At 37.8% G+C, this 21,818-nt stretch carries 17 protein-coding genes and 1 pseudogene; 14 read left to right on the forward strand and 4 right to left on the reverse strand.

The window, feature by feature from the left end:
* Positions 1 to 15: 15 nt before the first annotated feature.
* From ACFIK7_RS01750 to ACFIK7_RS01770, 5 genes are all read left to right on the forward strand, one after another.
* On the forward strand, positions 16 to 927 hold the full coding sequence (locus ACFIK7_RS01750) for a F0F1 ATP synthase subunit gamma (protein WP_375662815.1): 912 nt from the start codon (positions 16 to 18) through the stop codon (positions 925 to 927).
* A 19-nt stretch (positions 928 to 946) separates the two neighbouring features.
* A complete protein-coding gene (atpD, locus tag ACFIK7_RS01755; RefSeq protein WP_375662816.1) occupies positions 947 to 2,572 on the forward strand; it encodes a F0F1 ATP synthase subunit beta in 1,626 nt (541 codons plus the stop codon).
* Positions 2,573 to 2,680: 108 nt separating this feature from the next.
* Positions 2,681 to 3,097: an ATP synthase F1 subunit epsilon gene (atpC, locus tag ACFIK7_RS01760; protein ID WP_273790510.1), complete on the forward strand. Its 417-nt coding sequence runs from the start codon at positions 2,681 to 2,683 to the stop codon at positions 3,095 to 3,097.
* A gap of 23 nt (positions 3,098 to 3,120) precedes the next feature.
* Positions 3,121 to 4,749, forward strand: coding sequence for an MFS transporter (locus ACFIK7_RS01765; RefSeq protein ID WP_375630912.1), 1,629 nt, complete (start codon positions 3,121 to 3,123; stop codon positions 4,747 to 4,749).
* 31 nt (positions 4,750 to 4,780) lie between these two features.
* Entirely contained in the window at positions 4,781 to 5,788 is a 1,008-nt protein-coding gene (locus ACFIK7_RS01770; protein ID WP_273790508.1) for an HlyD family secretion protein, read from the forward strand.
* 2,046 nt (positions 5,789 to 7,834) lie between these two features.
* Here the strand turns inward: ACFIK7_RS01770 and ACFIK7_RS01775 are convergent.
* Positions 7,835 to 8,119: a hypothetical protein gene (locus tag ACFIK7_RS01775; RefSeq protein WP_273790507.1), complete on the reverse strand. Its 285-nt coding sequence runs from the start codon at positions 8,117 to 8,119 to the stop codon at positions 7,835 to 7,837.
* 849 nt (positions 8,120 to 8,968) lie between these two features.
* Between ACFIK7_RS01775 and ispG the strand changes: the two genes are divergently transcribed.
* The 3 genes from ispG (at position 8,969) to ACFIK7_RS01790 (ending at position 13,271) form a co-directional block, all read left to right on the forward strand.
* Positions 8,969 to 10,210, forward strand: coding sequence for a flavodoxin-dependent (E)-4-hydroxy-3-methylbut-2-enyl-diphosphate synthase (ispG, locus tag ACFIK7_RS01780; protein WP_273790506.1), 1,242 nt, complete (start codon positions 8,969 to 8,971; stop codon positions 10,208 to 10,210).
* A 499-nt stretch (positions 10,211 to 10,709) separates the two neighbouring features.
* A complete protein-coding gene (locus ACFIK7_RS01785) occupies positions 10,710 to 11,861 on the forward strand; it encodes an MFS transporter (RefSeq protein ID WP_273790505.1) in 1,152 nt (383 codons plus the stop codon).
* Between the two features lie 810 nt (positions 11,862 to 12,671).
* On the forward strand, positions 12,672 to 13,271 hold the full coding sequence (locus ACFIK7_RS01790; protein WP_375643249.1) for a hypothetical protein: 600 nt from the start codon (positions 12,672 to 12,674) through the stop codon (positions 13,269 to 13,271).
* A gap of 1,688 nt (positions 13,272 to 14,959) precedes the next feature.
* Here ACFIK7_RS01790 and ACFIK7_RS01795 read toward each other — a convergent pair.
* Positions 14,960 to 15,862: a polyprenyl synthetase family protein gene (locus ACFIK7_RS01795; protein ID WP_273790503.1), complete on the reverse strand. Its 903-nt coding sequence runs from the start codon at positions 15,860 to 15,862 to the stop codon at positions 14,960 to 14,962.
* Positions 15,863 to 16,287: 425 nt separating this feature from the next.
* Between ACFIK7_RS01795 and rpmF the strand changes: the two genes are divergently transcribed.
* The 6 genes and pseudogenes from rpmF to ACFIK7_RS01825 all read left to right on the forward strand — a co-directional run.
* Positions 16,288 to 16,467: a 50S ribosomal protein L32 gene (gene rpmF, locus ACFIK7_RS01800; protein WP_005774555.1), complete on the forward strand. Its 180-nt coding sequence runs from the start codon at positions 16,288 to 16,290 to the stop codon at positions 16,465 to 16,467.
* A gap of 131 nt (positions 16,468 to 16,598) precedes the next feature.
* Complete coding sequence (locus ACFIK7_RS01805) at positions 16,599 to 16,793, forward strand: hypothetical protein (protein ID WP_375662817.1); 195 nt, start codon at positions 16,599 to 16,601, stop codon at positions 16,791 to 16,793.
* A gap of 145 nt (positions 16,794 to 16,938) precedes the next feature.
* Positions 16,939 to 17,133, forward strand: coding sequence for a hypothetical protein (locus ACFIK7_RS01810; RefSeq protein WP_375662818.1), 195 nt, complete (start codon positions 16,939 to 16,941; stop codon positions 17,131 to 17,133).
* Positions 17,109 to 17,303: a hypothetical protein gene (locus ACFIK7_RS01815; protein ID WP_375662818.1), complete on the forward strand. Its 195-nt coding sequence runs from the start codon at positions 17,109 to 17,111 to the stop codon at positions 17,301 to 17,303. Before ACFIK7_RS01810 ends, ACFIK7_RS01815 begins: the two co-directional genes overlap by 25 nt.
* 145 nt (positions 17,304 to 17,448) lie before the next feature.
* The gene (locus ACFIK7_RS01820; RefSeq protein WP_375662819.1) at positions 17,449 to 17,643 is read left to right on the forward strand and encodes a hypothetical protein; all 195 of its coding nucleotides are present in this window, start codon (positions 17,449 to 17,451) and stop codon (positions 17,641 to 17,643) included.
* A 1,298-nt stretch (positions 17,644 to 18,941) separates the two neighbouring features.
* Positions 18,942 to 19,664, forward strand: a pseudogene (locus tag ACFIK7_RS01825) (tyrosine-type recombinase/integrase); the annotation flags it as partial.
* A gap of 905 nt (positions 19,665 to 20,569) precedes the next feature.
* Here the strand turns inward: ACFIK7_RS01825 and ACFIK7_RS01830 are convergent.
* Both ACFIK7_RS01830 and fdxA read right to left on the reverse strand, forming a co-directional pair.
* Complete coding sequence (locus ACFIK7_RS01830) at positions 20,570 to 21,154, reverse strand: CarD family transcriptional regulator (protein ID WP_273790499.1); 585 nt, start codon at positions 21,152 to 21,154, stop codon at positions 20,570 to 20,572.
* A 304-nt stretch (positions 21,155 to 21,458) separates the two neighbouring features.
* Positions 21,459 to 21,800, reverse strand: coding sequence for a ferredoxin FdxA (fdxA, locus tag ACFIK7_RS01835; RefSeq protein ID WP_273790498.1), 342 nt, complete (start codon positions 21,798 to 21,800; stop codon positions 21,459 to 21,461).
* Positions 21,801 to 21,818 lie beyond the last annotated feature (18 nt).

Genomic DNA, 21,818 nt, shown 5'->3' on the forward strand with positions numbered 1-21,818 from the left:
TGATGGAATGCTTGAATGGCTTCACTAAAAGATCTTAGAGACCGTATCGCTTCGGTTAAAGCAACACAAAAGATTACCAAAGCTATGCAAATGGTTGCAGCGGCAAGGTTGCATCGTGCTCAAGAGGCAGCGCAGTCTGCACGCCCTTATGCGAAGAAAATGGCTGATATTTTGACCAGTGTTGCTGCTGATGTAGATGGTGTTGATGCGCCTGCTCTTATGCGTGGTACGGGGCGCGATGATGTGCATCTTTTGGTGGTGTGTACTGCTGAGCGCGGTTTGTGTGGTGCTTTTAATGTGCAAATTGCTCGTCGTGCACGTGAACAGATTAAGGCATTGTTGGCGGCTGATAAAATAGTAAAAATTATCACTGTGGGTAAAAAGGGCGCGGATATTTTATCGCGTGATTACAAAGGCTTGATAATTGACCATATCGATTTGCATGCTGTAAAGCGAATTGGTTTTGCAGAGGCAGTGATGATTAGTCAACGGATTGTTGATTTATTCAATGAAGGCGCTTTCGATGTCTGTACGCTGTTTTATTCTGAATTTGTTTCCGTAATTAATCAGTGTCCAACAGCTTTGGATTTGATTCCAATGGTTGCTCCAAAAGCAGCTGTTGGGGCAATAGATGTTGTGGAGCAAACCGATCATAACACAGGTTCACAATCGATTATTTATGAATATGAACCTGATGCTGCGTCTCTTTTAGAGGCCCTTGTACCACGTAATCTTTCGGTGCAAATCTTTCGGGCTTTGCTGGAAAATGTTGCTGGTGAGATGGGCGCCAAGATGACGGCTATGGATAATGCATCGCGCAATGCGGGTGAAATGATTAGTAAATTGACGGTGGCTTATAATCGTCAACGTCAAGCACAGATTACGACAGAATTGATCGAAATTATTGCGGGCGCTGAAGCGCTTTAAATGGAGAAGGTAAGGATTGATGGTAAAAGCAGTAACCTCAAGCAAAGGAACAGAAAAAGGTGAAAAAAAGAAACCAGCTGCTCGTTCCAGCGTGAAAAAAGCCGCTTCGAAATCTCAAGTGGATGTAAAGGCTTCCTCTGTACCTGCGCGTGATGCAGCTAAAGATACACCTGTAAAAAAAGATACATCCGCAAAAAAAGAAGAGCGTGCAAAAGGCGCTGTTGGTGAAATCAAGCAGATTATTGGTGCTGTCGTTGATGTGCAATTTGAAGGTGAATTGCCAAATATTCTCAACGCTTTGGAAACAGAGAATTTAGGTAATCGCTTGGTATTAGAAGTTGCGCAGCATTTGGGTGAAAATACCGTGCGTACGATTGCTATGGATACGACTGATGGTTTGATGCGGGGCCAAAAGGTTGTGGATACAGGCACACAAATTAGCGTTCCTGTAGGAGAAGCAACGTTGGGACGTATTATGAATGTGATTGGGGAACCGGTGGATAATGTGGGACCAATCGCTTCAACCAAAACACGTTCTATTCACCAAGAGGCACCTGAATATGTTGAGCAATCGACTGTTTCGGAAATTCTCGTCACCGGTATTAAAGTCGTGGATTTGTTAGCCCCTTATTCTAAAGGGGGTAAAATTGGCTTGTTTGGTGGTGCTGGTGTTGGAAAAACCGTTCTCATTATGGAGCTTATAAACAATATTGCAAAGGCACATGGTGGCTATTCTGTATTTGCTGGTGTGGGAGAACGTACACGTGAAGGAAATGATCTTTATTATGAAATGATCGAAAGCCGCGTGAATGTGAATCCAAAAGAGAATAATGGTTCAACGGAAGGGTCAAAGTGTGCCCTTGTTTACGGGCAAATGAATGAACCACCAGGAGCACGTGCGCGTGTGGCTCTTTCAGGATTGACAATTGCAGAAAGTTTCCGTGATGAAGGACAAGATGTTCTCTTCTTTGTGGATAATATTTTCCGTTTCACGCAAGCAGGAGCTGAGGTATCTGCTCTTTTAGGGCGTATTCCTTCTGCTGTTGGGTATCAGCCTACCTTGGCAACGGATATGGGGGCGTTGCAAGAACGTATTACCAGTACAAAAACAGGCTCTATTACTTCCGTTCAGGCAATTTATGTTCCGGCAGATGACTTGACGGATCCGGCGCCTGCAGCGTCTTTTGCTCATTTGGATGCAACAACTGTTCTTTCGCGCTCTATTGCGGAAAAGGGAATTTATCCAGCGGTTGATCCGCTTGACTCTTTTTCACGTATGTTGGATCCATTGATTGTGGGGGAAGAGCATTACACAGTTGCTTGTCAAGTACAAACCATTTTACAACGTTATAGAGCGCTTCAGGATATTATTGCTATTCTTGGAATGGATGAACTTTCTGAAGATGACAAGTTGCTGGTGGGGCGGGCGCGTAAAATTGAACGTTTCCTTTCACAACCTTTCCATGTTGCGGAAGCCTTTACTGGTTCGCCGGGGAAACTCGTTTCTTTAGAAGAGACAATCAAAGGCTTTAAAGGTCTTTGTGCTGGTGATTATGATGATTTGCCAGAAGCTGCTTTTTATATGGTTGGTTCGATTGATGAAGCACTTGAAAAAGGAAAGCGTCTCTTGGCAGAGGCTTCTTAATAAGAAGCTTCTTATTCAAGAGAAAACTGTCATGGGTATTTTTCGTTAAAAAGGACGCATCGTTGAAGAAAACAGAGAGTCCTTATATCGGGTATTGTGGAGATTCTTGTGGAAAACAATAGAGAAGAGCATTTTTTATTTGAGCTTGTATCGCCTGAAAAAATTGTGTTTTCAGAGCAGGTAGTGTCTGTTGTTCTTCCTTCAGCCTCAGGTTATTTGACAGTTATGGCGCATCATGCGCCATTGGTGGCAAGTATTGTGTTGGGTAGTGTTCGTGTTCGCACCTCTTTGGGTGAAAAATTATTTGCTGTATGCGGGGGCGTTGCAAATATTACCTTTTCGGGCTGCTCTTTATTGGTAGAGCACGTTGTGGCTGTAGAGAATCTTTCTTTTGATGCATTAGAACAGCAGATTTTGCAGATTCAAGCGACGTTAGAAGGAGGGACAAGTGATGAGGACAATCATAAAATAGAGTCTTTTTTCCAGCAGTTGTCAGCTGATGGTGCTGTATTGATAGAAGCGTAGCAGAGTATACAGGAAAAGGTGACATGAGCGGAAAAAAGAGTACGGTTGTGTCTGCTAAAAGGAGCGCAAAACCCTTTCCTCGTCCTGGTCGTGTCTTTGCGGGACCTTTGCCAAAGTGCTTTGTTTATATTTTGGCTTCTCTTATTTTGCAATGGGCTTATGGTTTAGGGGCTAATATTGTTCAGTCTAATATTGTCCATCTTACGGGTGATTTTCATGCAACTTTGGCCGAGACGACATGGCTGGTAGCGGCCTATATGGCGCCAAATGTGAGTGTAGCGATTATGTTGATCAAAATCCGCTATCAATTTGGGCTACGCGCTTTTGCTGAATTATCAATTCTTGGCTTTGTTTTGGTTTGCGTGTTGCAGCTCTTTGTTACGGATTTGCGTTCTGCATTGATTATTCGCTTTTTTGCTGGGATTGCTGCTGCTCCTTTGGCTTCGCTTGCGCTGCTTTATATGATGGAGGCTTTTGCTCCAGCAAAGAAGTTTACTATTGGTCTTAGTTTGAATTATATGAATGCGGCTTTAGCGGCACCTTTATCACGTTTGATTTCTCCTGATTTGCTGGAAAATGGTGGTTTTTCCAGTCTTTCCGCTCTGGAAATGGGGTTGGTTCTTATCAGCTTGGTCTGTATCTATACTTTGCCTCTTACTCCTGTTGTGCGTAGTAAGGTTATTCAAAAATTAGATTGGATAAGCTATGGTTTGATTGCTCTTGGTCTTGGATTAAATGCTGTGATCATGTCTGTTGGCATATTGTATTGGTGGTATGAAGCACCATGGATTGGTTGGGGGCTCGCACTTGCTATTTTCTCGTTGGCTATTGCTATTATTATTGAGCTTAATAGAGAAAAACCGTTGATTGATTTACGTTGGATTTTCAGTAAAGAAATGATCCAATCTGTTTTTATTTTATTGATCTTTCATGTTTTTTTATTGGAGCGGTCAAATTTGCCCGTAGGGTTTTTTAATCTTTTTGGTTTGCTCAATCGTGAGATGGCGCCCATGTATCTTGCGGTGACATTAGGGATTCTGTTAGGGGGGGCTGTTTGTGTCTTTTTTTTACGGGCGGGGCGTGAGGATTATTTTTATTTGTTATCTTTAGGTTGTTTGGCGTTGGGAGCTTATTTAGACAGTCATGTAAACTATTTAACGCGTCCGAAAGATATGATGTTGAGCCAAGGGTTGGTGAGTTTTAGTTATGCACTTTTTTTGCCTCCTGCTCTTTTCAAAGGGTTTGTGATCGCTGGTGAGCGAGGACCGCGTTACGTTTTAAGTTTTATTGCTGTTTTTTTGTTAACGCAAGTGACAGGGGGATTGATGGGGTCGGCTTTTTTTGGCAGCCTACAGTTTTATTTTGCCCATAAAAACTTTGAGTCCTTAACACAAAATATTATTATTACTGATCCACTTATTTCTGGTGAGATGAATACTTTATTTTCGCCTTCTTATGGTGTTTCTGTTCCCAATGGCTTGAGAAGTGAGCAGGGTACTTCTATGTTGATAGAGAAATTTAAGTTAACAGCAAATATTTTTGCTTATGATGACGTTTTTCGGCTTTATTTTTATATTTCAATGGTTGTATTCGTTATTTTTCTTGTCACAATGATTGTTAAGTCATGCTCTTTGCGCGCATTAGAAAAGTAGAGTAATGTCATAGAAAGAGGGGTGCAAAAAAATGATAAAAACATTACGGTCAAAAGCTACGATTGTTGCATTCCTATCGGGTATTACGGGTGTTTTGCTGATTTTGTGGGCTTGGAGACTTCCTCCTTTTGTGAGTAACATTCAAATAACCGATAATGCTTCCATTAAGGGCAATGTTACTCTGGTTAGTTCACAGATCTCTGGGGTGATTGCACGGATTTATGTGCAAGATTATCAACGCGTTGAAAAGGGAATGCTGCTCTTTGAGCTCGATGATTCTCTTTTTCGCCAGCAGCTTGCACGGGCACAGGCTGTTCTCGATTCAAAAAATGCAAAACTGGCAAGTATTGAATTACAAGCACAGCTTTTGCAGGGCGAGATTAATACAGCAGAGGTGGAGTTGGCGCGTTCACGAGCATTTTCCAATGTTGTTCCAGATAGTAAAAAGTTAGGTTTTGGTGATGCGGCAAGTTCTGTTTCTCGTCCTCTTTCACAACTCTTGACAGCTCTCGAAACAAAACGCCAATTGCAAAAACAATTGGATCTTGAACGGCAAAGTTTACAGTCAGAAATTTCTGGAGCGAAGGTGAGTGTTGAGTTGGCAAAACTTAATCTCGATCATACAAAGATTTTATCTCCTCGAACAGGCTATATTGGATTAGTTGGAGCGCGGGTAGGGCAATATGTTATGCCGGGGACACAATTGGTCTCTGTTATTTCTGATGATATTTGGATTATTGCTAATTATAAGGAAACGCAACTTTCTCAGATGCGTGTGGGACAACCGGTTGTTTTTTCTGTTGATGCATTGAACAACAAAAAGTTAACAGGGCGTGTGGTTCGTTTTGCACCTGCTACAGGCTCAGAGTTTTCATTGTTAAAAACGGATACGACAATTGGTAATTTTATCAAAATTGCGCAACGTATTTCAGTACGGATTGCTTTAGATCCTGGACAGGAAGGGATTGAAAAACTCATTCCTGGCATGTCCGTGGTTACCTATGTAGATACTTCGCAGCGAGTCGATTCTGGAGGATAAAATTTTGGGTTTTTTCAGTTTAATTTTTGCGTCATTTACTTATAGCAAATGGATATTCACGTTAGAAGATTTCGTTTGGTTTGCTATACTACATCTTTTAAAGCTCTTAAGCTTCTTATTATTCTATTTCATGATGTAAAATAATGTGCCTTAGAATATTAAAGCGCATGCATCTTTACTCACTTCCATTTCTTTTGAAATAACTCAGTAGGGGGGGATGGAGTATTGGAAGCTTTGCCTGTCGTTTCTAGCAACATCATCTTTTGAGGTGTGGAAAGGAGGCTCTTCTTTTTATCTGAGTGTACTCTTTATGTGATATTTGCATGATGTGAGGCAGATCATTGAAAAATCTATCTCTGATAGATGTGTTGTTATTATCAATCTGTATTGTGTGTATAACAATGATGCTAAGTTTGAAAACTGTCGCAATAATCTAGCTAAAAAACGCTTATACATAATATTGTACTTTATGGGGACACACTATAGAGCGTATAAAATGTAGTTACCGGAGCAGATATAGCCGATGAAAGATGTGTGGTGTTGTCTATTTGTCTTTGTAAGGGACTAAATCGTTATCTATCTAGGTCAATATGCCTTCGTTTTCTTTTTGTTTTTCAGTTCCAAACATTTTACGAATATTCTCTTTTTATGTTCACTGTAATTCTTAAAGTTTAGCTCGTCCTCTAACTTCACTTTCAGCTCTCCGTTTTTCAGCTTCAGCTTCCCATTTTCATATTCGGCTTTTCGTTTAGCTTCCTCTTCAGCTTTTTTCTGACGTTCTATGGCAAGTTCATGATCAGCTACTCGTACGTTTTCACAATTTTTTTAGTTTAATGACTATAGAGTGGTTGGGTATAATCTTTGTGTCGTTTTCTAAATTCTTTCGCTTCACATTCTTCTTTTCCTTGTTGGGTTATTGCCGAGGCTTTCATTTGTAGAACTCGTATTCGTGAATCTGTAGGGCTGCGTAGAGTGTTTGAATGGGCTAAATTTGATCAGTATCTTTAGGACTTTTAAGTTGATCAATAAGCTGTTTTATGGTTTTTTTGTTTTTCACGCGCTTTTTCGTAAATAGCTTGTTCTATGTTGTGTTTTGGCTTTTTGTTCATCAAAAATATCAACTGCGGCTTTTGATTTTGCGTTTTTTAATGGCTCTTTAGTATAAGAATTTTTCTTTCCTCTTTTCAGTATTTTTGCTGCTGCTGATACCTGTCAATTTTTGAAAGTGACTAAAATTAGAGCGATGGAGGCCATGACTCTTTTGCTTTTTGAATGTTCTTTGAAGAGCTGCGGATGTTTTATTTAAGAAACCATGTCGTTTTTTTATTTCATCGAGTGGATTTTTAAAATGTGCAAGCTGTTGTTTTTCTTGTTTAATCTGTTCTATATTTTGGCAAAATGAGTTGGAAAAAAATAGAAGAATTATTGCAAATACGCTCGTGTGAAATTCAAAGGAAAATGCAATGATTGTTGTTGAGAAACATTTCTTTTGTCTAAAGGTATTTTTTATAAAAAATACCTGGTAGTGAGAGGAGTGTGGGTTTTCAATATCAAAATATCCTCCCCTTTCCCCAATTAAAATGACAATCGGGGGCGTATAGAGTAAAAGTGTAAGCTTTTCCAGTATTAATTCTTTATTTTTAGTCTATATACACAATGAAGTTTTGGGAAGGCTGGGAAATTGGGGGAAGTTTTGGATTGAATATTTGAGTTGTTATCTTATTGTCCCGTGAATATCCTCATTTTAGGTGTGGTATCAGGCATCTTTTTGATGCGTTAAGTGTTTGTGTGGGGAGCACATTCGTTGTAGGGCTTGTTTGTTGCCTTTAGAAATGTTTTCCTTTGAGGGGTGGTGATGTGAATCGCATGCGTTGATAGGTTTCCGATAGACAAAAGCTGGATTATAGACTGGCTGGATGGCTGGAAAACTTATCCTTTTGGGAGAGGGCGTAAAGTTAGGAGAAAGACGTAAAGTTTATATTTTGTAAACCATAAAAATGCCCGCTTTGAATCGGGCATTAAAAGGGAAGGTTATTGATTGTGTTATTAATGTTTACGGATTAGCAAGAAGCTTACTAAAACAATTCCTGCTGCTAATGCGAGGGTTTTTTTAGGATTTTCTTTCGCTTTTTTCTTTAATTCTGTAGCATGTTCGTTGAGGTGATAAAGTGCGTGACGGCCTTTTTGTTTCCATGTGTTAAACAGCTCAGAAATGTTTTCAAAGCTATCATTTTGAAAACTCCAATGATTTACGGGGACCAGCTCTCTTTTTAATTGTGCTATACGTTTTTTAATTTTAGCATTTTTTCTATGGGGTGAAAATAGACACATTTATTGACTCCTTCATGTGTTAAATTGTTGCGTGACAGTTGGAATTGTGTTTGGGGTTTTGCTATAACGGCTTGAAAATTGAAAAGTTGCATTGATAATGCCGCGCGTGGGTGAGATGAAAATTAAGAGTTTGAGTTTAATGAGGCATTTTTTAATGTGTCCGAGTTCTTTTCATGATGGTTTTTGTTAAGGATGTAAGGTAAAAATTTTTACAAGATGGTGTAAGATTCATCATAAAGATGGTGGGCGATGTCTTCATTTTTTTGTTTGTTTAAAGTGTTGGGATATCTTTTGGCACTTGAAATAGTTTATAAGGAGTTTTTATCTACATATTCTCTTGTGGCTGTAGGGAGTGGTATTGATTGATTCAATTAAGAAGATTTAAAATGAGGAAATCTTACGATATTTGGGTTTAGCATTCAAATTTGTAAAAAATAGATTATTATAAATCAATATGTTGGATTAATTTGGCGATGTCTTTCATGCATTTTAAAAATGGTGTTTTGTTAGGCGTTATCTGTTGTGTTGTAAAACACTGTTTTGTGATGACGTTGATGTAAGGTATCGGCATGCAACTTAAAAATACAGTATTGTCTCTGTTTGGTTTCAGTTTCTTTTTGAATCAACCAAGTGTAGAAGTATAAACTTGAACAGAAGTAGTAGAACTTATCCGGTGCGTCTATAGAATGAATCCACCTATGAGTTGAATTGCATCAGTGTTAGTAGGTAGAACCTTTTGAGAGCAATCTGTTAAGATTGGTGGGCGGTGTAATTTTCGTCCTTTGAAGCGCGGAGGAAGTCAATGTAAGTAATGATTGATAGCGCAGGTTTTAAAAATTTGAGGACTTGATGAATACGACCTATTTTTTATCTAAACCACTTGAGCGTCGTCGATCTGTTGGTGTTGCTGTTGGTGATGTGATCATTGGGGGGCAGAGCCCGATAGTTGTACAGTCAATGACCAATACAGATACCGCTGATGTTGATGCAACTGTTGCTCAAGTGGCTGCTCTTTGGCAAGCTGGTTCACAATTGGTTCGAATTACTGTTGATCGCGATGAAGCGGCGGCTGCTGTACCAAAAATACGGGAGCGATTGGAGAGGTTAGGATTTTTTGTACCATTGGTTGGGGATTTTCATTATATTGGTCATAAGCTTTTATCTGAGCATCCTGCGTGTGCTGAGGCGCTTGCAAAATATCGCATCAATCCTGGAAATGTTGGTTTTGGCGCAAAAAAAGATCGTCAATTTGCAGAAATTATTGAGATTGCTTGTCGGTATCATAAACCTATTCGCATTGGCGTGAATTGGGGCTCTCTTGATAATGCATTGTTAACACGGCTTATGGATGAAAATGCACAGCAAGAAAATCCTTTATCGGTTGCTGAAGTGATGCGGGAAACTGTTGTGCAGTCTGCTCTGCAATCGGCTCTTTGCGCTGAAGAGATGGGGTTGGGACGTGATAAAATTATTCTTTCTGCTAAAGTGAGTGACGTCCAAGATCTTATTGCTGTTTATACCACCTTAGCGGCGCGTTGTGATTATGCTCTTCATTTGGGATTAACGGAAGCTGGGATGGGAACAAAGGGCGTTGTTGCTTCTTCGGTGGCTTTGGGTATTTTATTACAGCAAGGGATTGGCGATACGATACGAATTTCCTTAACGCCAAAACCTGGTGGTGATCGGACACGAGAAGTAAAGGTGGGGCAAGAACTTTTGCAAGTGATGGGTTTTCGGCAATTTTTGCCTGTTGTTGCGGCTTGTCCTGGTTGTGGGCGCACAACCTCAACGGTCTTTCAACAATTGGCGCAAAAAATTGAAGCAGATTTATACAAAAATATGCCTATTTGGCGTGAAAAATACCCTGGCGTTGAAAGCTTGAAGGTTGCTGTGATGGGATGTATCGTCAATGGACCGGGGGAGTCAAAGCATGCGGATATTGGAATCTCTTTGCCTGGAGTGGGGGAAAGTCCTGCGGCACCTGTTTTCATTGAGGGACAAAAGGTAAAAACTTTGCGGGGTGATCACATTGCTGAAGAATTTGAAGCACTTTTGAGTGATTATATTCATACACGCTTTGGGCAAGGTTGAGGTAAAAATCGCATAAGGCTGAAGTAAAAATGGTGTGTCGTTTTTTAAAACAAGCTGTCTTCAATGTGAAGAGGGTGCTGTTGTATGCTGCTTTAGCTATGGTCAATACTGTTGTTGGTTGCTTATTATTTTAGGTAAAACCAGATGATATGCCTGTTTTAGAATCAGAAGCTTATGAAGGATATTAATGAGTTTGAGTGTGTTAAGACTATTAAGCAAAACGATATGAATACTTTAATAGATCCGTAAATGTTGTTGCTGGTTTTTGGGCTGCTCTTGAGACAGTAAAATATTTAACGGATTCTTCAAATATCAAATTATAGAAAGAACATTGTTTATTGATTTTTCAGGCATTTTCCCAGCATTTTTTGGGGTATCAAATTGATAGGATTGGAAATCCTTATAGCGATTATAGTCCTATTTGTCGTAAAATATAAGCTTTTATATTGACATAAAATGATGTATACGGGTGCCTTTTTGGGCGTTATTGGGGGAATGCATGACAAGTATATTAGCGTTTGGCTTTTTATTTAATGGTATAAGGATTTTAACTGGCGCCTTTATTGTCTTTTATATGCTTGAAAAAGGCTTAACGCTTATTGATATAGGTGTCATTAAGTCGTTTCAGGCTTTTATTATGATGGTTACCGATATTCCTCTGGGATATTTTGCTGATCGAAAAAGTTATAAAATATCGATCGTTTTGGCAGCTGCTTTTGCTGCTACATGGCTCTTTCTCATGGGATTTTCTACAAGCTTTTATGGTTTTCTTTTGGCAGAAACTTTTAATGCCTTATCGCTAACATTAATTGCTGGGGCTTATAATGCTTTACTTGTTCAATATGCAAAAGCAAAAGTGACATCCACTAAAAAAGTGCTTGGTTCCAGCTCTCAATATAATTACATCGGCATGTTTATATTCAGTTTAATCGGGGCATATTTTGCTGATTATTCTAGCCAATATATATGGTATATCGCGGCGTTTTTAATGTTGATGACAACACTATTTGGTTTGTTTTTTCTTGATGACTTGAAGGGGGAGAAAAAACCAAATAAAGCGAATTCTCTCATTTGTGAAGCTAAGGAGATGTTATCTATTTTTATTAAAGTTCCTTATATCTCTTTATGCTTTTATTTTTCATTGATTTTTTTCAATATATTCTCGCAATATTGGCAGTGGATATTTAAAGATTATGATATTAATGTCACTTATTTTGATCTTGGTGTGACATTTTCATTGATATTGCTCTCTCAGCTCTTGGCTAGTTTTCTCTTTACAAAACTAAGTGAAAGAGTGAATTTTATTTTACTGTTGTTTCTTTCGGCTTCACTGATTTTTACCGTTGCTTTCTTTGAACCAAGAAAAGAAATTGCTGTCATTTTAGTCTGTATGATTTTTTATCTCATTAAGTATACATATCTTCGTGTAGAAGTTGTTTTGCATGATAGTATTAGTGATCATTTCAGGGCTACATATGAATCTTTCTTGTCAACCGTTGGGAGATTTAGCTTATTGGTATTTTTTTACATGAGTGCGTATATGGTCAATATATTTGGCTTTTTCTCACTCGTTTATATTTTTGCTATTTATTTATTGATTTACTTGTTGGCGGTATTTTTTTTAGAAGGAACTCTCAAAAAAGTTCAGTGAAAATATTAACTTATTACGATACGTGTTTTATAGGGTTTAATAGTGGGGCAAGGCTTTTATTTATTAAGGCACATCGTTGTTTTTGCATGTTGAATGAGAAAGCTGAATAGTGTCAGTTACTCTTATTTAAAATCTATGTATGTTGAAGTAATCAAAGTCATCCGCTTGTCGTTATAAGTGGGCTTGGCATAATAATTGTTAAAAAGGAAATAAAAATGCTGCTCATGAATATTGCGCCAAGAGTTGCTGATAAGATTGGACGCTGATAAAGAAAATGATTGTGCTGGATTATATGCTTATTAAGGAATGGTGATGGAGCAGTTTTCCCATTTTCATTGGTTCCTTGCTGGTAACACTTTATCTCATTAGAGCTAATTTAAACAGTCGGACAATTTATAGCCTGTCCTCATAAGAATTCCCTTATGATCGATTTTGATATTTTGATGATCTATTTTATTGTTGATATATCTAACGCGTTTTATTGCTGTTTCCTTTAAAATATCAATCATCTTGTTGAGATATTTTCTTACATCTTTCATTCTCATTATAGCTCATTTTTGAGTATTTTCTCTTTGATTGTGGCGTTAGCTCTGTATTTTCTGATGTTAGAAAATACTCTTATCCAGATAATAAACTTATCTATAGAAACTTTGAATGATATCTCCCCTCTTTGAGAGGGAATAAAATCAAGTACAGAAATATTGTTGAGTACAATTTGCTATAAATAAGCCACAAGAAACCAGCACATATTGATATATTTGATAGGAATCTGTTAGGCTGTACAAATTGTAGTTATTAAAAGATAAAGCGGTGAAATCGTTATCCATAACGCATATTGTAACATTTATAACTCTTTTTTTTGTATCCGTGTTGTTGGGATGTACGCGCGTAGATAGTCTAGAGCAGTACAATAACCTTTACGAAGAATATATAAGTGAAAAATACGAGGCTTTTGAACATTTTCAAAAGCAGGAACAAGCAAGAAATTTCGTCTATAGCCGTGGCTATCAGAATATAGCGCCCAAATTTGATATTATATGGCATCGTCACATACTTATTGTTTTATGTGGACGCTTTGTTAATTTATTGCGCGGTGATTATAATGAGGAGATGTCATGGGCAATGCTACCCAATGTCATAAGCAGTTTGCGGAATGACTATAATTGGAGAGAAAGCGATTTTATCTGGGCTTATAATATGTCTATGAATTCTACCGACCCTATGATTGATTATGCGAAAAAATTTCTTAATTCTTCAAGTGGAAATGGTATTAGCCCAACAATACAAATTATTGACCTTGTGTCTAGTATGAGAGCTGGTCATGATGACAATACTAAACAAATAGCGCGTTTTTGCATAGAGCTAAACACGATATATGACATGATGAAACCAAGAAGAATTTACAAATGACATTTAATGGGTAATGGGTAAAATTCTCTCGAAGGATATTAAATGGCTATAATACTCTTGATAATCGCGGCATTTTCTTGGCCATGTTGCATGTTTTTTATTATGGCTTCAAAAGGTGGACATATTTTCCAGCTTTTACAACAGGTATAGGCTCACTTACAATGATGCTCTTCATTTTAATAAGAAAATTTCACTTGAAGGAGGAAATTTGCACTTGGATTGAAAAAACTACTTATCACAAATTAGATTGCGCTATTATATATAATAATAAGGATTTTCTTTATCTTTCTGTTGCAATGATCATTCTCTGTTTAATCTTATCAATTCTCTTTTTATGCGATGAATTGAATAAACGAGATAAAGAGTGTGACGAATTAAAGTTGTACAGTGATCATGATTATTATTCAATTGAAGTTATTACACACTTTTGTAAATAAAAATGTTTCTGCTTTTGAAGGAGCATGCCGACACAATCATTCACTTTGCTAGCCCCTAATGTTGCGGACAGCCCTTGGCTTTTAAGACGGTTCATAAGAGGCATTTTTTTAGTCTTTTCTTTGATGTTTTGCCCCACACGGCTTTTCCCGTTTGTGACGTGCAAGCAAGTGATTTTGATTGATTTAACATACACAGATTTGAAATGAGAGAATCTTACGGTATTCAGGGTTCTTATTCAAGTTGAAAAACCACGAATTATCATTATAAATCAATGTGTTATATCTTTCTTGCTAAGAAAAGAGAGATCGGTAATAATACTGCTTTGGTTTTTCGTTCTATTGAAATTAGTGGTTTTATTTATCCTGTTATGCCGTAACATACTGTCATTTGAAGGGTGGTGAAGGTATCCTGTTTGATACATTAAGTATTTTAAGAAGTGCATGGTGAATATTCTTAAGTCTTGTTTATCGCGTCTTTAGTTTAAGTGAATCGCATGCGTGGAAAGCGAGAGAAACCTACTCGGTAGGAAACTAGACTGTTTACAGAGCAGATTAGGTTAAAAGACTTTGTTCTTTGAGGGTGGCATAAAAATCAAAATAGCCATTATGTTCATTTTTTTCTGATATTTTAAATACGAGCTTCAAAAAATGATGCTTGAACTAAACAATGAGAACTTTTGTAAAAGTGTTTTTAGAGAGCAAGCAATACACGAGTGAATTTACAGAATGTAACCATATTTGATCTTCTACAACAAGATAGCGTGGAAAGGCATAAAAATTACGATTCTCTACTGAGGGCATTTACTTAGAGCATTGTACTTCTTTTATTGTTTTTTACGGGTTTATAAAATGCCTTGTTTTATACTTATTCTGTTTATTTTTTGCCTTATCGTTAGAAGATTAAAGACATAAAGGAGAAAACGAGTTTTCCTCTTTCGGTCGTTTTTTATTTGGCTTTAAAGCATCTACCACCCACTGTAATATCTTTTAAAACATGGTGATTACGCATTTTCACATTTTGTTTCTTTCAGTCTTTAATGGAAGGCATTTTTCATGCAAAATAGGATACCCAGAATGCATTTGTGTTATAAATTCACGCGGCTTGTTTTAATGAAATTCTTTTCAAGATTTGTCGCACCCATTTCATGATAAGGACTATAATGGAGATTAATGGTAACGTTTCTTTGAAAAGTCTATTATGCATTCAATAAATATGATGGTGTACACTATGTACAATATGGCGGATGAAGTTTAATTTTGGCGTATTGCACTAAAGTGTGCTGCTTGTTGGAGGGGGAGTGCTTTAGCGCCAAAAGGATGTAAGAATGCTTCTGCTTTACTGATGAGTGTATCTCGCTTTTTTTGGGTTTCTTTAATGCCGTAAAGATGAACAAAAGTGGCTTTTTGTGCCGTTTCATCTTTCCCAGCCGTTTTTCCTAGGGTTTGCGTGTTGGCGGTGACATCAAGAAGGTCATCGGTTAATTGAAAGGCTAAACCAAGATAGGTACCAAAATCAGTAAGCTTTTCAGTTAATTCTTTAGATGCATTGCCAATGATGGCACCTGCTTGGCAAGCAAAGCTTATCAGGGCTGCTGTTTTCATGTGTTGTAGAGTGATAATGTCAGTACTTTCTTGCGGTCTTTTTTCAGCTTCAAGGTCCAGCATTTGTCCACCTAACATACCGCCAAGCCCTGCCGATTGTGCAAGAGACGTGATCAGCTTGATTCTAATATCTGTAGATAAAATACTAGCTTTATGAGCAATAATTTCAAAGGCAAATGTTAAGAGGGCATTGCCTGCTAGAATTGCTGTTGCTTCATCAAATGCTACATGGACAGTGGGTTTTCCACGCCGGAGTATATCGTTATCCATAGCGGGAAGATCATCATGAATGAGCGAATAACAATGGATACATTCTAAGGCACATGCAACATCAAGAGAATGTTCTACAGGGACATCAAAAAGTGCAGCACTTTGAATTACAAGAAAAGGACGCAAGCGTTTTCCACCGTTCAGCACACCATAACGCATGGCTTTGATTAAGTTTTTAGGGCGTGAAATTTCACCATTTTGGATTTGATCACTTAACAGGGTATCAAGCCGCTTTTCAACGGTGTCTCTATGTTTTGCAAGAAGGGTGGTAAATTCGTGCATTCTTGCTTCCTTTGTTTTTACAAAAATGAAATTATGAAGTTTAAAGAGAAAGGTTGTCGCTTTTTCTTGTTTTCATAAATTGGCGTCGTTTTTTATTAAAAATCAACTTCTCTTTTTATCCGTATCTCTACTGTATGCGCAAATCCCTTTTTAAACCAAATAAAAATTGAATGAAGGTCTTATAAAAAAGCTTTCATTGGTGTATAAAATTCTCAAATTTTGCAGTGTTTTTGATATTCCTTTGATTATTGTGACACCATTTTTGATAACAAGAAGGTCATTTTTAGTAAGAGGAGGATCATTTTGACATTGCCTCTTCTTTTTTATCAGTGTATAATATCTTAAAATTTTATGGTGTTTTTAAATGAAGCATTGTCATTTTTGACATTGCTTTTTCTGTTTTAATGGATTTGGAGTGTCTTTTTATGGCTGTACCTAAACGAAAAACCTCTCCAGCGAAGAGGGGCATGCGCCGTTCGGCTGATGCTCTGAAGGCGCCGACTTATATCGAAGATAAAAATTCTGGTGAATTACGTCGTCCTCATCACATTGATTTGAAAACGGGAATGTATCGTGGGCGTTCCGTTTTAGTGGTTAAAGACTGAGCGTTTTCTTTCTTTTCCAGTGGTGAACTTCTTTTATTTCATCGATCAATGCACGCTTGGGGCGTGCATTTTCGCTTTAAGATGAATGTTGAGGTTCTCTTGCATCGTCTTCTATCGATGTGGAACAGGGAATGTATCGTGAGCGTTCTGTTTTAGTGGTTAAAACTTTAGCGTTTTCTTTCTTTTCCAGTGGTGAACTTCTTTTATTTCATCGATCAATGCACGCTTGGGGCGTGCATTTTCGCTTTAAGATGAATGTTGAGGTTCTCTTGCATCGTCTTCTATCGATGTGGAACAGGGAATGTATCGTGAGCGTTCTGTTTTAGTGGTTAAAACTTTAGCGTTTTCTTTCTTTTCCAGTGGTGAACTTCTTTTATTTCATCGATCAATGCATGCTTGGGGCGTGCATTTTCGCTTTAAGATGAATGTTGAGGTTCTCTTGCATCGTCTTCTATCGATGTGGAACAGGGGATGTATCGTGGACGTTCTGTTTTAGTGGTTAAAACTTTAGCGTTTTCTTTCTTTTCCAGTGGTGAACTTCTTTTATTTCATCGATCAATGCACGCTTGGGGCGTGCATTTTCGCTTTAAGGTGAATGTTGAGGTTCCCTTGTATCGTCTTCTATCGATGTGGAACAGGGAATGTATCGTGGGCGTTCTGTTTTAGTGGTTAAAACTTTAGCGTTTTCTTTCTTTTCCAGTGGTGAACTTCTTTTATTTCATCGATCAATGCACGCTTGGGGCGTGCATTTTCGCTTTAAGGTGAATGTTGAGGTTCCCTTGTATCGTCTTCTATCGATGTGGAACAGGGAATGTATCGTGGGCGTTCTGTTTTAGTGGTTAAAACTTTAGCGTTTTCTTTCTTTTCCAGTGGTGAACTTCTTTTATTTCATCGATCAATGCATGCTTGGGGCGTGCATTTTCGCTTTAAGATGAATGTTGAGGTTCTCTTGCATCGTCTTCTATCGATGTGGAACAGGGGATGTATCGTGGACGTTCTGTTTTAGTGGTTAAAACTTTAGCGTTTTCTTTCTTTTCCAGTGGTGAACTTCTTTTATTTCATCGATCAATGCACGCTTGGGGCGTGCATTTTCGCTTTAAGATGAATGTTGAGGTTCTCTTGCATCGTCTTCTATCGATGTGGAACAGGGAATATATCGTGGGCGTTCCGTTTTAGTGGTTAAAACTTTAGCGTTTTATCTCTTTCAGTGGTAAGTTTCTCTTGATTCATTAGTGAATGCATTGGGTAAGATGCGTTTTTCGCTTTTTCTTGGGAACATATGTGGGATAAAGTTTTGCCGTAGAGAAATGATTCTATTGTGGGAGATGATTTTCTTGTTTTCTTGAGAGGCTATAAAGGGCTACTTGTATCAGTGTCTTTTATGATGACTTCGTTAAGAGCTTGGGTATTGATATAAGTTAGCTCAGTAATAGAATCATTTTGTATCGCACTTAATCTTTATTGATTATAGAGAGAATCCTATTAGACCGTAAAATATCATCGTTTAAGGCAGTTGATCTATGTAAGGCTTTAAGCATATCGGTGTTTTTTATGAGAATATTTAAGGCAATGGTTGTCTATAGGCTTATATTGTGACATGTGATTCTCCTTAAAAAAATAGAGATCGACATCACATTGATTTATAAAGATCATTTGTTGTTTTGCGCCTTGAATGGAAGGTCTATCGTAGGATTTTCTCATTTCAAATTTCTCTCATGTTGAATCAATGACAATCACTTGCTTTTCGGTCACAAGTGGGGATGGTATGTGAGTAAAAACTCTATAAAAAAGGAAAAAATGTCTATAATGAATACTTTCAAATGTAAGAATTGTTGTAACATTGGGATTAAGTGTATGCTGATGCCAGCGTGCTTTCTTATGAGCAGAAAAGAGACAACCGTTACAAGACAGAAGGTGTACACATTCAATGATCTTTAGTGCTTTTGATTGATAAAGGTACATGAGACTTTTCTATGAATATCACGCTGTCTTTTCATATTTTTGAACTAAGAATTGTCCATATATTTTTCTTATTTTTGTGAATATAAGGGATTTGTTGCGAACAGCTTGTAAAAATAAGTAAACTTAAAACCAAATGTGTTGTGTATGGGGATGAGCAAAGTATTTTATCAAAGCCGGTACGACTCTCCAGTTCATAGCTGGTTTATGAGTGATTTTATGGTGGTGCTTACCTAAGTTTATGATTTTTTTGTTATCTGTTCATTACTAGACAACACATTGATTTATATATATAATTCACTGTTTTCATATTGAATTAGAACCCCGAATAACGTAAGATTCACTCATTTCAAATCTCTCTATCTAGAATCAATCAAAACCACTTGCTTGCACGTCACAAGCGGGATGAGTGTGTGGATAAAATTTGTATAAGAAAGGACTCTTATGAATTGTCTTAAGAGCCAAGGGCTGTAGCGCAACACCCACGAGCTGACAAATATAACGATGGTGCCGGCTTGCTTCTTCACAAACGTAAGAGATGGGGGTGGTGTCAATGGATTTACCGTTATACCTTTCCGGGGGCTGCGAAATGGGCTTGGGTGCGTTGCGAGATGTTTCTTTAAAACAAGCCCGTGAATTGGCAACTGGGTGGCGGGCTGTTTTACGTGAGGGGCGTGATCCCATTAAAGAACGTGAGAAACAAAAGCGTGAGGCAATGCGCAATCTCCATTATTTAAAAAATATTGCTTTAGATGCTTTTGAAAGCCGTAAAGCTGAATTAAAAAATGATGGTGAGGCTTGTGATTGGTTTTTACACTGACGCCTTTATATTCTCCCCAAATTAGGTTGTCTGCCCGTTTCAGAGATTACGCAAACTGAGATACGCAATACGCTTTCTCCCATTTGGCATGCAAAAGCTGGAACAGCTCAGACAGCACTGAAGCGTCTTAATCTTTGTCTTAAACATACGGTTGCCTTGGGTTTTGATGTTGATTTACAAGCAACGATAAAAGCATGCGCGCTCTTAAGGTAAGCAACGTCATAAAACGCAAAATAGACCAGCTATGGATTGGAGAGATGTCCCTGCCTTTTATCAGTTACTCTGTAAAACACAAAACATAACACAATTGGCTTTGCGTTTACTTATCCTGACAGGCGTTCATACTAATCCTTTGCGTCATATTCGTGAAGATCAGATTGAAGATGATATATGGACAATTCCTGCTGAGAATATCCAATCTTTAGCGGTTTGTTTGAAACAGAGATTGAGACTTTTAAGAGTTCTATGAATCATTCTAGATTTTATGTGTCCGATTGGAGTAAGAATATTGCGTATATCTCGTAATCTCTGAAATGAGAATATAACCTCATTTGGGAAAAATATAAAATTGAAAGGGCAATGCCAACGTTCATTTTTATTGTTATTTTTTAAGTGAGCGTTACTGCTTTCAAAAGTATTTGGAATGCCTTTTACAGAATGGAGATGATGGTTTTAGTTCATGTTTTTTTTATCGCGTTCTTTAATGAGGAGGAATGCTTCTCATACAAAATAGAGCGCCCACGACAAAATATGCTTATGTTGTACCGTCACGCGTTTTTTAAAAGGAATATTTTTCAATATTTGTGCTATCCATTTTATGACGGCGTTTTTGAATGTTATAATGGTTTTGTAGAAGGGTAAATGGTAAAATCTCGGTGTAGTGTATAAACGGCACTATGATCTTTACGCTTCATGAAAAAGCAAGCCTGCTGCCTTACACATTTTGCCAGATTCCAATGTTGGTATATCCTTTGGTGCTTGAGACAGTGTCTCGCTCTTTTTGTACAGTTTTTACCCACAGATCAGCCTCGCTTATGATTGACAAGCAAGTGATTTGATTAATTCAACATGAGAGCAATTTGAAATGAGTAATCTTACCATATTCAAGATTCTAATTTAATATGAATAATGCTAGATTATGATGATTAATCAGTTTGTTATCTATGAAGAAAGAAAATGAGGAGGAATTTGTCGAAAAGTTAGATTGTTTATAGATTGGCGCTGGTTAAGAAACTTTGTCCTTAAGGGCAGAGAGGATGTTAAAAAATAAAACCAGCTTTCGCTGGTTTTATCGAGATATCATCATTATGATGAAAGAGTGTATTACGCAGCGTAGACAGCTTTACTGTTTTCATCTGTTTCTTCTCTCTCAGTTTTAAACTCGCGTTCCGGCTTGTTGGAGAGATGCATCTCTATGAGATTGATAGCTTCTGTTTCAGAAAGACTATTAATAACCGCAATTTCGCGGGCCATTCTTTCAAGAGCAGCTGTATAAAGTTGGCGCTCAGAGTAAGATTGTTCAGGTTGTAGATTAGAGCGGAAAAGATCACGGACCACTTCGGCGATACAAATAAGATCTCCTGAGTTGATTTTGGCATCATATTCTTGTGCACGACGTGACCACATGGTCCGTTTAACACGTGCTTTTCCACGTAAAACTTTTAAGGCACGTTCGACAGAGTCACTAGCAGATAATTTACGCATTCCAACGGAAAGGGCTTTTGCAATGGGGACTTTGACATCCATCTTATCTTTCGCGAAATGAATGACAAAAAGTTTCAATTTATGTCCTGCAACTTCTTGATCTTCAATCGCTATAATTTGTCCTACTCCATGTGTAGGGTAGACGATATATTCAGAGGTTGCAAATTCTTTGGTCTTGGAAGACGTTCCATGTTGGGATGCCATATTTTAGTTTACTCCCTTATGATCAACAAATGTATCGGAAAACAGGTTATAAACCTGAGGGTTGAGTTTTCTTTAACCAAGTATATTGTACCAATTAAGTGAGCATAAAAGCCGAGTACTTTTAAATCCAAAAAAAATACATTGCTTTACTGTAAAAAGCAAAGAAAAATACTTAGAAAGATGATCATGTTAAAATAACACTAACATCAAACTTTAAAAGAATCAATCATTTCGCTTAAGGATTTTTTTATTTTTACAAGAGAAGTCTTTCAGTCGTTGAAGGAGGAGGGTGTACACTGTATCATTACTCTTCGCCACTTCCTGGATTTTCTGAAAAATACTTTTCTAATTTATTTGGAACGCCATCCATTTCTTTTGCTTGAGAAAGGGGATCTTTTCGGGTGGTTAGATTAGGCCATTTGTTTGCATAATGAAGATTAAGTTCTAACCACTTTTCTAATCCTGGTTCTGTATCAGGTAAAATCGCTTCTGCTGGGCATTCTGGCACACAAACACCACAATCGATGCATTCATCGGGGTGAATAACAAGCATATTTTCCCCTTCATAAAAACAATCAACAGGGCAGACTTCAACGCAATCCGTATATTTGCAGTGAATGCAGTTGTCGGTTACTACGTGGGTCAAGATCAAACTCCATTTGTT

Origin of the sequence: Bartonella sp. CL266QHHD, assembly GCF_042195355.1 — a bacterium.
Taxonomy (GTDB): domain Bacteria; phylum Pseudomonadota; class Alphaproteobacteria; order Rhizobiales; family Rhizobiaceae; genus Bartonella.

Excerpts from the sequence above, each read along its gene's own strand:
- rpmF (WP_005774555.1), top strand. The coding sequence starts at position 16,288 with ATGGCTGTACCTAAACGAAAAACCTCTCCAGCGAAGAGGGGCATGCGC.
- ACFIK7_RS01750 (WP_375662815.1), top strand. The coding sequence starts at position 16 with ATGGCTTCACTAAAAGATCTTAGAGACCGTATCGCTTCGGTTAAAGCA.
- ACFIK7_RS01775 (WP_273790507.1), bottom strand. The coding sequence starts at position 8,119 with ATGTGTCTATTTTCACCCCATAGAAAAAATGCTAAAATTAAAAAACGT.
- ACFIK7_RS01805 (WP_375662817.1), top strand. The coding sequence starts at position 16,599 with ATGTATCGTGAGCGTTCTGTTTTAGTGGTTAAAACTTTAGCGTTTTCT.
- ACFIK7_RS01765 (WP_375630912.1), top strand. The coding sequence starts at position 3,121 with ATGAGCGGAAAAAAGAGTACGGTTGTGTCTGCTAAAAGGAGCGCAAAA.
- ispG (WP_273790506.1), top strand. The coding sequence starts at position 8,969 with ATGAATACGACCTATTTTTTATCTAAACCACTTGAGCGTCGTCGATCT.
- ACFIK7_RS01770 (WP_273790508.1), top strand. The coding sequence starts at position 4,781 with ATGATAAAAACATTACGGTCAAAAGCTACGATTGTTGCATTCCTATCG.
- ACFIK7_RS01830 (WP_273790499.1), bottom strand. The coding sequence starts at position 21,154 with ATGGCATCCCAACATGGAACGTCTTCCAAGACCAAAGAATTTGCAACC.
- ACFIK7_RS01820 (WP_375662819.1), top strand. The coding sequence starts at position 17,449 with ATGTATCGTGGACGTTCTGTTTTAGTGGTTAAAACTTTAGCGTTTTCT.
- ACFIK7_RS01785 (WP_273790505.1), top strand. The coding sequence starts at position 10,710 with ATGACAAGTATATTAGCGTTTGGCTTTTTATTTAATGGTATAAGGATT.
- atpD (WP_375662816.1), top strand. The coding sequence starts at position 947 with ATGGTAAAAGCAGTAACCTCAAGCAAAGGAACAGAAAAAGGTGAAAAA.
- ACFIK7_RS01810 (WP_375662818.1), top strand. The coding sequence starts at position 16,939 with ATGTATCGTGGACGTTCTGTTTTAGTGGTTAAAACTTTAGCGTTTTCT.
- ACFIK7_RS01795 (WP_273790503.1), bottom strand. The coding sequence starts at position 15,862 with ATGCACGAATTTACCACCCTTCTTGCAAAACATAGAGACACCGTTGAA.
- ACFIK7_RS01815 (WP_375662818.1), top strand. The coding sequence starts at position 17,109 with ATGTATCGTGGGCGTTCTGTTTTAGTGGTTAAAACTTTAGCGTTTTCT.